General features: G+C 64.9%; 11 protein-coding genes. 3 read left to right on the top strand and 8 right to left on the bottom strand.

The annotated features are described in order from the left end of the window. Window positions 1–31 precede the first annotated feature (31 nt). The 4 genes from aspA to ACTJK4_RS18350 form a co-directional block, all read right to left on the bottom strand. Window positions 32–1,447 (bottom strand): aspartate ammonia-lyase, encoded by a 1,416-nt coding sequence (aspA, locus tag ACTJK4_RS18365; RefSeq protein ID WP_440818609.1) that lies wholly within the window; start codon window positions 1,445–1,447, stop codon window positions 32–34. Beyond that, the gene (locus ACTJK4_RS18360; protein ID WP_440818608.1) at window positions 1,444–2,925 is read right to left on the bottom strand and encodes an aspartate/glutamate racemase family protein; all 1,482 of its coding nucleotides are present in this window, start codon (window positions 2,923–2,925) and stop codon (window positions 1,444–1,446) included. Before ACTJK4_RS18360 ends, aspA begins: the two co-directional genes overlap by 4 nt. Then, a complete protein-coding gene (locus ACTJK4_RS18355) occupies window positions 2,922–4,220 on the bottom strand; it encodes a dicarboxylate/amino acid:cation symporter (RefSeq protein ID WP_440818607.1) in 1,299 nt (432 codons plus the stop codon). The genes ACTJK4_RS18360 and ACTJK4_RS18355 overlap by 4 nt, the downstream gene beginning before the upstream one ends. Window positions 4,221–4,429: 209 nt before the next feature. Further along, window positions 4,430–5,329 (bottom strand): LysR substrate-binding domain-containing protein, encoded by a 900-nt coding sequence (locus tag ACTJK4_RS18350; RefSeq protein WP_440818606.1) that lies wholly within the window; start codon window positions 5,327–5,329, stop codon window positions 4,430–4,432. Window positions 5,330–5,540: 211 nt separating this feature from the next. On the opposite strand from ACTJK4_RS18350, the gene ACTJK4_RS18345 reads away from it, so the two are divergent. Further along, complete coding sequence (locus tag ACTJK4_RS18345) at window positions 5,541–6,845, top strand: O-acetylhomoserine aminocarboxypropyltransferase/cysteine synthase family protein (protein WP_440818605.1); 1,305 nt, start codon at window positions 5,541–5,543, stop codon at window positions 6,843–6,845. A gap of 22 nt (window positions 6,846–6,867) precedes the next feature. Here the strand turns inward: ACTJK4_RS18345 and ACTJK4_RS18340 are convergent, their stop codons facing one another. Beyond that, a complete protein-coding gene (locus ACTJK4_RS18340; protein ID WP_260801349.1) occupies window positions 6,868–7,785 on the bottom strand; it encodes a LysR family transcriptional regulator in 918 nt (305 codons plus the stop codon). A 254-nt stretch (window positions 7,786–8,039) separates the two neighbouring features. On the opposite strand from ACTJK4_RS18340, the gene ACTJK4_RS18335 reads away from it, so the two are divergent. After that, window positions 8,040–9,335 (top strand): MFS transporter, encoded by a 1,296-nt coding sequence (locus tag ACTJK4_RS18335; RefSeq protein WP_440818604.1) that lies wholly within the window; start codon window positions 8,040–8,042, stop codon window positions 9,333–9,335. A gap of 53 nt (window positions 9,336–9,388) precedes the next feature. After that, window positions 9,389–10,588 carry a M20 aminoacylase family protein gene (locus tag ACTJK4_RS18330; protein ID WP_433867768.1) on the top strand — a complete coding sequence of 400 codons (1,200 nt, stop codon included), beginning with the start codon at window positions 9,389–9,391 and terminating at the stop codon, window positions 10,586–10,588. Here ACTJK4_RS18330 and ACTJK4_RS18325 read toward each other — a convergent pair. The 3 genes from ACTJK4_RS18325 to ACTJK4_RS18315 all read right to left on the bottom strand — a co-directional run bounded on the left by ACTJK4_RS18325 (window position 10,567) and on the right by ACTJK4_RS18315 (window position 14,522). Then, window positions 10,567–11,973 (bottom strand): amino acid permease, encoded by a 1,407-nt coding sequence (locus tag ACTJK4_RS18325; protein WP_440818603.1) that lies wholly within the window; start codon window positions 11,971–11,973, stop codon window positions 10,567–10,569. The two genes, ACTJK4_RS18330 and ACTJK4_RS18325, sit on opposite strands and share 22 nt — an antisense overlap. Before the next feature lie 100 nt (window positions 11,974–12,073). Continuing rightward, window positions 12,074–12,559, bottom strand: coding sequence for a hypothetical protein (locus tag ACTJK4_RS18320; RefSeq protein ID WP_232040000.1), 486 nt, complete (start codon window positions 12,557–12,559; stop codon window positions 12,074–12,076). Window positions 12,560–12,581: 22 nt separating this feature from the next. Continuing rightward, a complete protein-coding gene (locus tag ACTJK4_RS18315) occupies window positions 12,582–14,522 on the bottom strand; it encodes a S8 family serine peptidase (protein WP_440818602.1) in 1,941 nt (646 codons plus the stop codon). Between the last annotated feature and the right edge of the window lie 282 nt (window positions 14,523–14,804).

The raw sequence follows: 14,804 nt of genomic DNA, 5'->3' as shown, positions 1-14,804 counted from the left end.
ATCCCCTTTCGGCTCTGCGGCCTCCGTTTGGTCAGATGGCCCGGGCCGCCGTCAACGCGCGCGGCTGGGCCAGCATGTCCGGCTGCAGAATCTCGTCCAGCGCCTCGCGGCTGAGCAGGCGCTTGTCCAGCACGAGCTGATACACGCTGGTGCCGCTGACGAGCGCCTCCTGCGCGATCGCTGTCGCATTCGCATAGCCGATGTGCGGGTTGAGCGCGGTGACGATGCCGATCGAATGCTCGACATTGGCGCGCAGGTGCGCCTCGTTGGCGGTAATGCCGTCGACGCACTTTTCCGCCAGCGTCAGGCACCCGTTGCGCAGGTGCGAGACGCTCTTGAACAGGCTGTGCGCGATGATGGGCTCGAAGGCATTGAGCTGAAGTTGCCCCGCTTCGGCGGCAAAGGTGATGGTCAGGTCATTGCCGATGACCTCGAATGCGATCTGATTGACGACTTCCGGAATCACCGGATTCACCTTGCCGGGCATGATGCTCGACCCCGCCTGCATGGGCGGCAGGTTGATTTCGCCCAGCCCTGCGCGCGGGCCGCTGGAGAGCAGCCGCAGGTCGTTGCAGGTCTTCGATAGCTTGACCGCCGTCCGCTTGAGCACGCCGGAAAGCTGAACGAACGCGCCTACATCTTGCGTGGCCTCCACCAGGTTGTGCGACGTCACCAGCGGGATGCCCGTGATCTGCGCCAGGTGTCGACACACCGCCGCCGCATAACCCGGGTGCGTGTTGATGCCGGTGCCGATGGCCGTGGCGCCGAGGTTGATCTCGCGCATCAGTGCGGCGGCTTCGGCCAGGCGCTCCTGGTCTTCGCCCAGCATGACAGCATAGGTGCTGAACTCCTGGCCGAGCGTCATCGGCACGGCGTCCTGGAGCTGCGTGCGGCCCATCTTGAGCACGCCACGAAACGCCTCGGCCTTGCGCTCGAATGCCTTGCGCAACACGCCCATGGCATCGATCAGGGTCAGCACGCCTTCATACGCTGCAATCCGCAGGGCGGTCGGGAAGACATCGTTCGTGCTCTGGCTGAGGTTGACGTGCTCGTTCGGGTGCAGATGCTGGTAGTCGCCGCGCGCGTGGCCAAGCAACTCCAGCGCCAGGTTGGCGATGACCTCGTTGGCGTTCATGTTGGTGGATGTGCCCGCGCCGCCCTGAATGACGTCGACGACGAAATGCGCGTGCGCTTCGCCCGCACGCACACGCTCGCATGCATGGACGATGGCGTTGGCATGCAGGCTGTCCAGCAGCCCCAGCTCGTGGTTGGCAAGCGCTGCGGCAGCTTTCACGCTGGCCAGTGCATTGAGCAACTGCGGATAGGCGGAGATGGGCGTTCCGGTAATCGGAAAGTTCTCCAGTGCGCGCAGCGTGTGAACGCCGTAGTAGGCATCGCTGGGGATCTCGCGGTCGCCAAGCAGGTCGTGTTCGATACGGTGGGTCATGTCGTTTGCAGTGAAGCGTTGGAATGCAATGGAACTGGGTGGGCGAGGGCGCGCGCAACGCAATGCCGCGCCAGGACATCGGTCGGGTCGATCAGCGTGACGGCACGGCCTTCCGATGTGTTGACAGTGGCTTGCGGCAGCAGCAGTGGCAGTTCTGTGCAGCCGAGGATCACCACCTCGACGCCGCCTGCGGCCAGTTCGTCGATGGCGGCCATCAGATCGTCAATGCAGGCGCCTGTGGTAAAGCCCGCCTTCACGCCCTGCGGGCCGTAGATGGCGTTCATCACGCCGGCTTGCCGCTCGGCGCTGGGCACCACCTGTTCGAGGCCTGCCGCTTCCAGCGCCTTGCGGTACACACCGCTGGCCACCGTCCCGGAGGTTGCCAGCAGGCCGACCTTGCGCAGGTCGGGAAACGTGCTGCGAATCTGCTCAGCCGTCACGGTCAGCATGTTGACGATCGGGATGCCGAGATACGGCTGCACACGCTCGACGTACGCATGCGCCGTGTTGCACGGGATGGCAATGATGTCGGCGTCGCCGGCCTCCAGCTTGCGGCACGTGGCGTACAGCGAGATGGTCGGGTCCGGGCCTTCGCCGATGAGGTTTTCAGTGCGGTCAGGAATCTGCGGGTTCTGTTCGACCAGCAGCTTGATGTGGTCCTGATCGCGCATGGCAGGCGTGTTGCGCACGATCTTCTGCATGAAGTCGACCGTGGCGGCGGGCCCCACGCCCCCCACCACCCCCACCTTGAAGAGCTTGCCGGGCGCATCGTGCTGCCACGACACCACGTATTGCGCGTAGGCCAAGTTCGAATCGACGATAGGCACGCCAAGGGGCCCAAGCTCGTTGAGAACCAGGGCGATCTCGGTCAGCCCCGGCAGGATCAGGTCGACACACTGGTCAACAAGATCGGCGCAGGCTTCACGCAGGAGCGTGATGGGGCGCCCGCGCAGGTTGCCGCTCTTGATGCCGTCGGGGGCATACACCGCTTCGGTCACGCGGTCGATGTCGTCCACGCGCGGGTGGACGATGTCGAACTCCGGTGCGTTGAAGTGGCGCTCGAACAAACGCTTGTTGCGCGTGGTGTCCGAGGCCAGTACGCCGATGCGGCGCGCAGCCGGAAACTTGCGCCGCACGTGGCTGCGCAGTCCCGCCATCATGTCGATGATCGGCAGCGGTGAATTGGCGGTCAGCTCATCGATGAACGTGTGGCTCAGGAAGCAGGGCAGCACCACCTCTCCGATGCCGCGCCGCTGGAAATCGCGGATCAGATCGAAGATGTAGAGCTTGCGCTCCGTGGTGGCTGCCGTGGTCTGGCCCGCCTGAGAAAACGGATGCTGCTCGAACACGATGTCGAGGTGCTCGGCATCGGTGCTGGCCGGCGTGGACTGAATCAGCTTGAAGAACACGTCTGCGCTGGCCAGCGCGCCGAGCCCGCCGATCACGCCCAGCGAGCGACGGGGATGCGGTGTTGTCATTTCACTTCGCCTGAAATACCGGGAACGCTAGTGAGGTCACTGAAACCTTGTGCCTGCTCGCGCGCGGCCCGGCGTGTTTCCCACTTCGCGATGGCCGTGGTGGCGATGCTGTTGCCGACCACGTTGGTGGCAGTGCGGCCCATGTCCAGGATCTGGTCGATGGCCAAAATCAGCACCACGCCCGAGGGCGGCAGATGGAACATTGGCGCCACCGCTGCCACCACCACCACCGAGCCACGCGCCACGCCTGCCATGCCCTTGCTGCTGATCATCAGCACGAGCAGCATCAGGATCTGCTGCGACAACGGCATCTCCACCCCGAACGCCTGTGCGATGAAGAGTGCCGCAAATGCCTGGTACATCATCGACCCATCGAGGTTGAACGCATAGCCCAGCGGCAGGGTGAAACCCACGACCTTCTTGTCGACGCCGAAGGCCTCGAGCTTTTCCGTCAGGCGCGGGTAGGCCGCTTCACTGCTGGCCGTGGAGAACGCCAGCATGGCGGGCTCGCGAATGGCCTTGAGCAACGCCCACGTCTGGCGCCCGAGGAAGAGGTGGCCGATGCCGATGAGGATGGCGAGCAGCAGCGCGAGCCCCAGGTAGAAGCTGCCGACCAGCTTGCCGTACGTCGTCAGCACATCCAGCCCGTGCAACGTAATGGCCGAGGCAATCGCACCGAACACGCCGATCGGTGCCAGCGCCATGACGTAGTCGGTCAGCTTGAGCATGGCCGGCACCAGGGCGTCGATGGCGCGCGACAGCGGCAAGACACGCTCGTCACCCTTGAGCACACCCAGCACCACGCCAAAGAACACCGAGAACACCAGGATCTGCAGGATGTCGTTGCGTGCCATGGCATCCAGCACGCTGGTGGGGAATGCGTGGGTGATGAAGTCCTTGAAGTTCAGGCCGGCGGTGTTCAGGCCGGTGGCAACATCGGCGGCATTGGGCGTCATGTTCAGCCCCGCGCCCGGCTGCAGCACGTTGGCCAGCACCAGCCCGAGCGCCAACGAGATGAGCGACGCGCAAATAAACCACGCGACGGAGCGCAAACCGATGCGGCGCACCGCCTGCGTGCCGTCCATGCCGGCCAGGCCCGAGACCAGCGTCGCGAACACCAGCGGCGCGATGATCATCTTGATCAGCCGCAGGAAGATGTCCGTGATGATGGAGAAATAGCCGGCGATGGCTTTGGCGGCATTGGCGTCAGGTGCGAGCTTGTGGCACGCATAGCCGACGGCGATGCCCAGCAGCATGCCTGCCAGGATGGTTGCGGTAAGGCGATTCTTTTTCATGGTGCTCCGTCCAGTGAGGTCTCTTGCCGGAATCGGAGAACACCGAATCCGTGGCCTTTCGCATGACGCCGGCCGAATGTTGCGGCTCGGCTTTCATTGCGTGAACGGAGTGTAGGAACGGCTGCGCGTACCGTAATGCGGTTCCCGCAAGGGCTCATGCGAGCGCCGCATAGTTCGGGTAAACGAGCAAACGGCCCGCCGATGCAGGTTCAGGACAGGCTCAGATGGCGCCAGAGTTTTTCCAGCAGCTCGTTGCGCGTGAACTGGTTGCGATACACACGCAGGTCCAGATCAAGCGACCACGTCGACCCGCCGGCCGGCACCAATACGCCGGCGGCAAGCTCCGCCTCGATCGAACTCTTTGGCAGCCAAGCAATGCCTTCACCGGCGAGAAGCATCTTTTTGAGCATTTCGGCCATGTCAGACTCATAGTCGAGCCGCAGGAACGGTTGCGCATCGGCCTGGCTCAACAGCAGCGCCAGGCAACGGCCGAAATAGCTTGTGGGGGTGTAAGAGATGAGCGGCAGGGGCCGGTTGGCCGTGCCGGGCAGGCGGTGCATCGGCCCTAGCCGCGCGTTCGGCTTGCTGACGGGCATGAAGGTGTCGCGCCCGACCGTCAGGCTGGGGTACTTGATGGGATCAAGATGCAGCGGCAGGTTAGGGTGGTCGTACGCAAACATCAGATCGCACGTACCGTTGACCAGTGTGAGAACCGAGTCGTGCACATTGCCCGGAATGATGCGCGCGCGCAGGTTGCCGATGTGCTTGCCCACCGTCGCTAACCAGGTTGGAAGGCAGTTCAATGAAATGGTGTGGCCCGCTGCAATCTGCAGCCCCGGCCCCGGCATGCGGTGCTCGGAGCGGATGATCGCGCGCGTGTCGATCAGCTTGCTCAGCACGTCATCCGCCGCCTCTTCAAATAGGCGGCCCGCTGCCGTCAATGTGGGCGGATAGGTGCTGCGATCCACCAGCTCGGCGCCCACCCACTGCTCAAGCGCCTGGATGCGGCGGCTGAAGCCGGACTGGGTGACGTTGCGAATCTCCGCCGCTCGCGAAAAGCTCTGGTGCTGCGTGAGGGCAATAAAGTCCTCGATCCATTTGACTTCCATGGCCCCTCCGGCGCGGTGCGTTCAATGCTGTGGAGGCTATCCGTTCGGCTCGGGCCAGGTGGGACGTGTTTACCCTAGGTATGCGAGATCCGCATGACCGCATGTGGCCCGCGCATCGCGTCGTTTCGCGCATAACCAAAGACAAAAACGGTCGTTCCGCCGTTGATGCGCTGCCCATATGCTCGCCGGACCAACCTTCCGGAGACGCACCATGACGCAGCCGTCCTTGAGCACTGCCCCTGCCTGGAAACTCGACACCGTGGCCGTCCACGGCGGTTACAGCGCGGACCCGACCACCCGCGCGGTGGCCGTGCCGATCTACCAGACCGTTGCCTTTGCGTTTGACGACACGCAGCACGGCGCCGATCTGTTCGACCTGAAGGTGCCGGGCAACATCTACTCGCGCATCATGAACCCGACCAACGATGTGCTGGAGAAGCGCATCGCCGCGCTCGAAGGCGGCATCGGGGCGCTCGCGCTCGCGTCGGGGCAGGCAGCGGTGACGTATGCGATCCAGACGATTGCGGAAGCGGGCGACAACATCGTCTCGGCCAGCACGCTGTACGGCGGCACCTACAACCTGTTCGCGCACACGCTGCCGCTGTCGGGCATCACCACGCGGTTTGCCGACCCGAGCGACCCTGCATCGTTCGAGGCGTTGATCGACGACCGTACAAAGGCCGTCTTTGCCGAGACCGTCGGCAACCCGCTGGGCAACATCACCGACATAGCGGCGCTTGCTGAGATCGCGCACCGCCACGGCGTGCCGCTCATCGTCGACAACACGGTGCCGACGCCGTACCTGACGCGGCCCTTCGAGCATGGCGCCGACATCGTCGTGCATTCGCTGACGAAGTACCTGGGCGGCCACGGCACGAGCCTGGGCGGCGCGATCGTCGATTCGGGCAAGTTTCCGTGGGCGAAGCACAAGGCGCGCTTCAAGCGGCTGAACGAGCCGGACGTGAGCTACCACGGTGTCGTCTATACGGAAGCGCTGGGCGACGCGGCGTATATCGGCCGCGCCCGGGTGGTGCCGCTGCGCAATACCGGGGCGGCGCTGTCGCCGTTCAACGCGTTCCTGATCCTGCAGGGCATTGAAACGCTGGGCTTGCGCATCGACCGCATCACGCAGAACGCCACACACATCGCCCGACATCTGCGCGGCCACGCCAAGGTGGAGTGGGTCAACCACGCCAGCCTTGACGATCACCCCGACCACGGGCTCGTGCGCAAATACCTTTCGGGCAAGGCGCCGGGGCTACTTACGTTTGGCGTGAAGGGTGGCTTTGCCGCCGGGGCGCGTTTTCAGGATGCGCTGCAGTTGTTCACGCGGCTGGTGAACATTGGCGACGCCAAGTCGCTGGCCACGCATCCGGCATCGACCACGCATCGGCAGTTGTCAGAAACCGAACTGGCCAAGGCTGGTGTGCGGCAGGAGACGATCCGGTTGTCGATCGGCATCGAGCATATCGACGACCTGCTCGCCGATCTGGATCAGGCGCTGGCGTTGGCCTGATCGCGCGCAGAACCGCACTGGTTCACGGCTGCGCCGGCCGCTCCGGATACGCCTGCCGCAGCGCCTGTGCCAGCGCGTCATGCAAGCGCGCGCCGAGCGCTGTCAGGACGTGGCGGTCCCGCGTGAGCAGCGAGATGACGCGCTCGGGCATTGGCTGATCGGTCTCGATAAAGTCGATCGTCTGACGGATGATGGGCGAGCGCGTCGATTCGCTCGACAGCAGGAGCAGGGCGTCCGATTTCCAGCACAGTTCGAGCAGCAGGGTCATGGAGTTGCATTCGACCACGCGTTCGGGCGGGGCGAGACCGGCGTCGGCAAACAGTCGGTACAGCGGCGAGTGCTCGTCAGCAAGCGAATCGGGGGCAAGCCACTCTTCTTGCTGCAACGCATGCAGGGGCTGGTGGCCGCGCAACGGGTGGCCCTTGCGTACGCCGATCAGCGTCTGCGCGCGGCAGACCACGGTGTGGTCGAACCCGCGTTCGCCCGTCTGCAACTGAGACGTCAGCGCAAAATCGATGGCGCCCTCGCGCAGCAGTTCCAGTAATTGGCCCGGACGTGCCTCCAGGATGCGCAACCGCGCATTGGGAAACTCCCGGCGGAAGGTCACGAGACAGTCGGCCACCGGCCCGATGAGCGCGGTGACGGGGGTGACGCCCACCGTCAGTTCGCTCGTCACCGCCCCTTTCATGTCTTCCAGGTCTTCTCGTGCGCGCTTGACGCTTTCATTGATCAAGCGTGCATGCCCGACCAGGCGCTGGCCATACGGCGTAAGCCGGATGCCCTTGCTGGAGCGTACGAACAGCGTTGCGCCCACGCTGGTTTCCAACTCCTTGATGGCCTTGCTGAGCGCGGGCTGCGTGATGTGAAGCAGGCGTGATGCCTCCTGGATGCTGCCCGTCTCGGCAACAGTGACCAGTGCGCGTAGCTGGTTGAGCTTCATAGGTGTCCTTGATACACGGCGCGGCGGAGCTGGCATGCCGCACCGCCAGCCCGCAACTGTACTGCGGAATCCTCCCGGGGCGGCGGTTGGAATAGCCGGGCAGACTCGGATGCGCGCTCCCGCCATAGCCAACAGCTATAGCCATGAAAAAAAACGAGAGGCGGAATCGGCTCGACCGCTCCTACTATTGCCCTTCAATCCAGCGCATTGCGGGACGCTCATAGAAGCCCGCCCGACTGGAGGAGACATCAAAGATGGATGCCCAGATCGCCGTGCCCGCTGGCGCCCCACGCCAAGGGACCACCGCCGTGACCCCGCATTCGAGCCGCGCTGTCGTTGCCGCCGCCATCGGCAACGGGCTCGAAATGTACGACTTCACGGTCTATAGCTTCTTTGCCGCCACCATCGGGCGATTGTTCTTTCCGTCGAGCAGCCCGCTGGCGTCGTTGCTGTTGTCATTCGCCACGTTTGGTGCGGGCTTTGTCATGCGGCCGCTAGGCGCCGTGTTGATCGGCAACATGGCCGATCGGCGCGGCCGCAAGGCAGCACTCACACTGACAATTGCATTGATGACGGCCGGCACCGCGCTGATCGCCTTCACACCCAGCCACGCGGCGATCGGCGTGACGGCAACGGTGCTGGTGGTGCTCGGGCGCTTGCTGCAGGGCCTGTCGGCCGGCGGGGAAATCGGCGCGGCGTCGGCACTGCTGCTGGAATCGGCCAGCAAGGGCCGGCGTTGCTTCCTGGTGAGCTGGCAGGCTGCCACGCAGGGTGCGGCGGCACTGCTCGGCGCGTTGAGTGCGGCCGGTGTGAGCGCCGTGCTCAGCCCCGAGGCTCTACAGAGCTGGGGATGGCGGCTGCCGTTCTTGTTGGGCTTGTTGATCGCGCCGGTTGGCATGTATATCCGCCGGCATCTGAAGGAGACGCATGAGGCCGCCCCGCACGGCAGCGTGGTCGACGTGCTTCGCCAGCATGCGCGCACGCTGGTGCTGGGCATGCTGCTGATGACGGGGGCCACTGCGTCCATGTACATCCTGATCTTCTACATGCCCACGTACCTGATCCACTCGTTGCACATGCCGCCGGTCACGGCATTTCTCACGGCGTGCGTGGCGGGGTTCACCATGCTGGTCATGTCGCCGCTGTTTGGTCTGATTGCTGACCGCTTGCCGACGCGCAAGCCGATGCTGTATGTCGCGTCTGCGGTCAGCCTGTCGTGCACGTACCCGGGCTTCGTGCTGCTGTCTTCCGGTGCGGGGTTGGCACTCACCATGGGGCTGATCGCGCTGGGCGTGACGATCATGGCGGTCAGCAATGGCGCGGGCGCGGCGCTGCTGATGGAAGCCTTCCCGCGCAAGCATCGCGCGACCGGCATGTCGGTGATGTACAGCCTGGGGGTGACCGTGTTCGGCGGCTTTGCGCCGCTCATCGTTACGTGGTTGCTGGGCGTAACCGGCAATCCGATGGCACCGGCCTGGTATCTGCTGGCCAGCAGTGCAATCAGCCTGGGCGCGCTCACGCTGTTCCCGACGTATCCCGGCCGCGATTGAGATTGATGCCGCGCCATCGTTGCCTTTACCTAGTTCGCCTCTGACCTTGCACCATGTACCTCGATCCGAATTCACCCAGCATCCCCCAGGCCCTGCACGTGGGCGCCGACCGCTTTGCCGAACTGCGTCACCGCATCCATGCCAACCCGGAATTGGGTGCCGACGTGCCGCACACCTCCCAGCTCGTCGCCGGTCTGCTGCGTGAATGGGGCTATGACGTGCACAGCGTCGGCGGCCACGGCCTGGTGGGGCAATTGAAGGTGGGCAACGGCACGCGCACGATCGGCCTGCGCGCCGACATGGACGCTCTGCCCATGCAGGAGCGCACAGGCTTGCCCTACGCCAGCCAGGTGGCCGGCCGCATGCATGCGTGCGGCCACGATGGCCATACCGCCACGTTGCTTGCGGCCGCCGAGCACCTGGCGGCCACGCGCAACTTCAACGGCACCCTGAACCTCATCTTCCAGCCCGATGAAGAGGGCCTGACCGGCGCCGTGGCCATGATGGACGATGGCCTGTTCGAGCGCTTCCCCTGCGATGGCATCTACGCTTTCCACAACGCGCCCGGCTTGCCGCTGGGCGTGGCCGTCGTGCAGAGCGGCCCGCTGGGCGGTTCGTCAGATCGTGTAACGGTGACTTTCAGCGGGCGCGGCGGCCATGGCGCCATGCCAAACCTGGCTGTGGACCCGACGCTGGCTCTGGCATCGACGGTGGTGGCGTTGCAGGGCATCGTCTCGCGCAATGTCGCGCCCGTGGATGCGGCGGTCATCAGCGTTGGGCAGATGCAGGCCGGGACGACGCACAACATCATCCCCGAAACGGCCATGCTCAAGTTGAGCGTGCGCGCGACCAAGCCGGAGGTGCGCGAGCTGCTGGAGACGCGCATCCGCGAGGTCATTACGCACCAGGCCGCATCCTATGGCGTGTGCGCGGAGATCGTCTACGAGCGGTTGGTGCCGGCCATCTGCAATACACCCGAGCAGACCGCTATCGCGCGCCGTGCCGTGGCGAGCGTGCTGGGCGAGGAGCGCGTCATCCAGGTGCCGCCGTCTTCGCAGATGGGCAGTGAAGACTTTGCCTGGATGCTGGAAAAACGCCCAGGCTGCTACTTCGCGCTGGGCAACGGCTTGGGCGGCCAGTGGGTCGGCTGCTCGCTGCACAACGACGGCTACGATTTCAATGACAAGCTGATCCCCATTGGAGCTGCATGCTGGGTGGCGCTGGTCGAGGATCAGTTGCGCGCAGAGGGCTGACGCGCAGGCGACTCCCCCAGCCGCGCCTGCCGGAATACCAGCGCCATCACCAGCAGGAACGGCACACCCACCACCAGCGTCATGCGGAAATCCGCCATCCACGCCGTACTGACGATGATGACCGCCATCGCGACGGCGCCGATGACGGTCAGCGTCGGAAAGCCCCACATGCGGAACCTCAGCGTGCGACCTTCGCGTTCCGCTGCCCGGCGAAAGCGCAGGTGCGTGATGAAGATGACGAGCCACGTAAAGAGCGCGCCGAACATCGCAAGCGCCATCATCAGCAAGAACGAATGGCCCGGAAGCACGACGCTGAGTACGGCCGCCAGCGCAGCCCCGGAACTGGACACAGCGAGCGCGCGCAGGGGCACGCCGCGTTGGCTCACCACACCGAGCGCCCTGGGCGCCTGCCCGCCGCGTGCCAGGCTGAACAGCATGCGCGTGGACACATACAACTGCGCGTTCATCGACGACAAGGCGGCGGTGAGCACCACGAAGTTCATCACCCCCGCGCCGCCGGCAATGCCCAGGATCTCCATCACCCGCACGAAGGGGCTCTTGCCTGTGCCGGCTTGCTGCCACGGCACCACGGCCAGCATCAGCGCAAGTGTGCAGAGGTAGAAGTACACCAGCCGGAACAGCGTGGAGCGGAATGCGCGGGTGGCGGCCGCTTCGGGCTCGCGCGCTTCGCCGGCGGCCACGGCAATCAGCTCGATACCGAAGAAGCTGAAGATGCTGACCACCGCGCCGAACCACACACCATGCCAGCCGTTCGGCAGAAAGCCGCCCATGTCCACGTAGTTGTGAAAGCCGATCGATGCGCCTTCGGGCGCACGATGAATGGCATAGCTCGCCACCGCCAGAAACGCGACGATGGCCACCACCTTGATCATCGAGCACCAGTATTCGGCCACGCCGAATACCTCGACGCTGCTGGCATTGATCCACACGAGCACGGCAGAGAACCCCACGATCCATACCCACGCTGGCACGCCCGGAAACCAGTACGCCATGTAAACCGCCACCGCCGTCACCTCCGCGCCAATCACGAAGACGACCGCCGCCCAATACGCATAACGCACCAGGAAGCCGGCGAGCGGGCTAACGTAATGCTCGGCATAGGCGCCAAAAGAGCCGGTGGTCGGGTGGGCCACCACCATCTCGGCCAGACAGCCCATGAGCAGCAGCGCAATGAGTGCGCCAATGGCATAGCTTGCAATCACGCCTGGGCCGGCCAGTTGAATGGCCGCACCGCTGCCCAGGAACAGACCGGTGCCGATCGCGCTGCCGATGGCGATCATGGCGAGTTGCGCAGATGAGAGACGGTGCTGCAGGCCGCCTTCGCGTGCGGCCAGCGCTTCGAAGCTGCCGGTGGCCTTGGTCATGGTGTTGTCCTGACTGGGGAAAAGGCCGGGATGATACGCCGCTCCATGAAAAACGCCCCGCACGGAGGCGGGGCGTCTTGTGTGACCGGACGGAGGCTGATCAGCGCGCCACGGGTTTGGCGTACTGGATCGGAACGTCCACCCGCGCCTGCGGCAGCGTTTTCTTGAGCTGCGCACGCGCATTCACGGCATCCTGGAACGTAGCAAAGCGCAGGGTGCTGATGTTCAGGTGCCCGTAGTACTCCGCCGATACGGGCGTTGCGGGCAGGTTGCTCACCGCCTGGCGCACGCTGTCGACCGACACCTGCGAGACGACCACCTCGTTGCGGCTCTCGCCCACCACGCCGCGTTCATTGACGACCTGCGTGACGGCGGAGGATGCCGCACCCGCCGCCTTGGTTCGCGTGCCGCTGGAGAGCACCTTGAACGACTGCGATTCGATCTGCACTGTCGGTGCGCTTGCGTATTGCGTCAGCTCCTGCGTGCTCAGGTGCTTGCCCACCGTCAGGTCGGCTGCCTGGCACGCCGAAGCCATCGAGAGCAGCGCCGCCAGCGCCACGGTCTTCATCAGGGTTGTATTGATCATGTTGAATGGTCTCCGAACAGGCTCACTTGGCAGCAATCACGCGGTACTCCACGGCCAGCGGCGTGGCAAGGGTCACGCTGTGGGTACCGCCCTGGGGCTGGTATGTCGAACAGGCATTGGTCGGCACGCCGCTGACGGCGTAGACCTCCCACGTGCCGGCTGCGTTCTCGCCATAGAAGGCGTAACTGCCCAGGCCGTACTTGTTCACGGTATCGACGCCGTTGTTGTAATAGCCGTTGTAGGGCAGGGACAACGCCGACACCGTCCCCGAGGGCGACTTCACAAAGAAGCCGACACTGCCCACGCACACCGAGCCCGACACGCGCAATTGCAGGGCGTCGACCTTGTCGGTGCCCGACACGTTGAACTGGCCGAGCTTTTGCACCGCGCCGTAGTTCAGCTGGTTCACGTTGGCAAAGGCCGCCGCGAAGTCCGGCACCGTCAGAGCGGCCGGCTTGTAGGTGACGGTGGCCTTGGCCATTTTCACCGCCGCTGACGCATCGACCAGCCCGAAGCCGTACCACGTGGAATATGCATAGCCGGCGGCATTGGTCTGCCAGCCGTAGTCCAGCCGTGCGGTGGTCGCGCCGTCAGTCAGCGCGGCGCTGGTATCGCCCGTGGCGGCACCGGTGAGCAGGTCGATTCGCGCGTTACGGCCGTCACGGCTGCCGTAATCGGTGTCGATCTGGCGGGCAGTTGCGCGCAGGATTTCGCGAACATCGCGCCACGTCAGATTCGGGTTGGCGGCCAGCATCAGCGCGACCACGCCGGACAGCGTGGGCGTAGCCGCCGACGTGCCGTTCATGCTCGAGTAATCGCACTTCGCGTTGTCTTTCAGGTTGGTGGCAGTGCCAGCAATCGCAAAGTCGTTGGTGTCGTCCGGATTGGCCCGGCTGTAGCCGCGTGCGCAGCCGCTGAGGTCGGTGGAGAAAATCTTTGGGCCGCTGCCGGTTTCGCCATATTTGCCGCCGTCGCCGTACTCGCCGCCCAGGCCTGTGATCCAGTTGACCGATCCGGCGTTGGAGTAGCTCGACTTGATGCCCTTCGCGTTTGCCGCGCCGACCACGATGACGCCGGGCTCCAGCGCTTCTGGATCATTGGCGGGATTCTCGCAGCCGATCATGCCGGCGGTGCCACCGACGGTCGGGCATGTGCGCGGCGGAACGCTGACGCCGTCGTTGATGTATTCGTATTCATTGCCCGACGCCTTGAGCATGACCAGCCCGCGGCCGCCACGCAGGTTCGGGAAGGCACGCACCGCTGCCTGTGTCGAGGTGGACGTGTCGTATTCCAGCGGTGCCTGCGGGTTCGCGCCGTACGAGGCATTGATGATGTGGCCGTTCTTCGACCAGTCGGCGCCGCCGTAGGCCGCGGTCGTGTCCGGATTCGCTGCGCCGATAAAGCGCGCCCCGCCCAGCGTCGCGTGCGGAGCAATCCCCATGACGCCCTTGCCGTTCTGTGCCGCAGCGATGATGCCGGCCACGTTGGTGCCGTGCGCGTCTTTGATGTTCGCGGGAATGTCTGCCGGTGTCGGATCGTTCGAACCATCGTCGAAGTTGTGCGTCATGTCCGAGTTGGCATTGGCGAACAGGTCTTCGTTGTGCACGTCGATGCCGTCATCCAGCACGAGCACGTTGACGCCCTGGCCCTTGATGCCGGCCTTGTGCGCGTCTTCCACGTCGATGTCGGTCGTGCCGTTGGCCACCAGGCCGAATGCAGCGAAGAAGCTGGTCGCCTGCTTGAGCGCCCATTGGTAGGCGTACAGCGGCTCGGTGCTGCCGGTCTGGCACGCGTACTTGGCATCGACGCCGGTTTCCGCGCAGGTGGATGCGGGCGGCGTGTTGCCCCCGGTGTTGCCGCCGTTGCTGGCCGTATTGCTACCTGAGTCTGCGCCGCCGCACGCGGCCAGGGCCACGGTGGCGAACAGCGTCAAGGCAAGCGTTTTTCCCGTAATGTCTTTCACGAGACCCCCGTTTTGTCGTTGTGTGTTGTGCAAAGCGCGGGATGTCCGCACCGCTTCGACCTGTTCGACGAAGAGAGGGCACGTCGCACGTGCCCGCCGCGAGAGCGTGGGCGCTCATCAGGTCGGGCCGGATGCTCGCATGCACGCCAGTGGGGATTCAACGGCGAAAGCGGCTGTGCCCGCGAACCGGTTCGGCAGTCGCGCGAACCTGTCAGCGCGTCTCAGCCTTTGGGGTGGCTGAGCGGGGGCGGCGGGAGGAAAACGGGAGCGCGGCAGGGGTAC

It is taken from the genome of Ralstonia sp. 22111 (assembly GCF_052045895.1).
GTDB classification, from domain to species: Bacteria; Pseudomonadota; Gammaproteobacteria; order Burkholderiales; family Burkholderiaceae; genus Ralstonia; species Ralstonia wenshanensis.
This window is presented reverse-complemented; position numbering and strand designations above follow the sequence as displayed.

Excerpts from the sequence above, each read along its gene's own strand:
- ACTJK4_RS18325 (WP_440818603.1), bottom strand. The coding sequence starts at position 11,973 with ATGACCAAGGCCACCGGCAGCTTCGAAGCGCTGGCCGCACGCGAAGGC.
- ACTJK4_RS18330 (WP_433867768.1), top strand. The coding sequence starts at position 9,389 with ATGTACCTCGATCCGAATTCACCCAGCATCCCCCAGGCCCTGCACGTG.
- ACTJK4_RS18320 (WP_232040000.1), bottom strand. The coding sequence starts at position 12,559 with ATGATCAATACAACCCTGATGAAGACCGTGGCGCTGGCGGCGCTGCTC.
- ACTJK4_RS18360 (WP_440818608.1), bottom strand. The coding sequence starts at position 2,925 with ATGACAACACCGCATCCCCGTCGCTCGCTGGGCGTGATCGGCGGGCTC.
- ACTJK4_RS18355 (WP_440818607.1), bottom strand. The coding sequence starts at position 4,220 with ATGAAAAAGAATCGCCTTACCGCAACCATCCTGGCAGGCATGCTGCTG.
- aspA (WP_440818609.1), bottom strand. The coding sequence starts at position 1,447 with ATGACCCACCGTATCGAACACGACCTGCTTGGCGACCGCGAGATCCCC.
- ACTJK4_RS18335 (WP_440818604.1), top strand. The coding sequence starts at position 8,040 with ATGGATGCCCAGATCGCCGTGCCCGCTGGCGCCCCACGCCAAGGGACC.
- ACTJK4_RS18340 (WP_260801349.1), bottom strand. The coding sequence starts at position 7,785 with ATGAAGCTCAACCAGCTACGCGCACTGGTCACTGTTGCCGAGACGGGC.
- ACTJK4_RS18350 (WP_440818606.1), bottom strand. The coding sequence starts at position 5,329 with ATGGAAGTCAAATGGATCGAGGACTTTATTGCCCTCACGCAGCACCAG.
- ACTJK4_RS18345 (WP_440818605.1), top strand. The coding sequence starts at position 5,541 with ATGACGCAGCCGTCCTTGAGCACTGCCCCTGCCTGGAAACTCGACACC.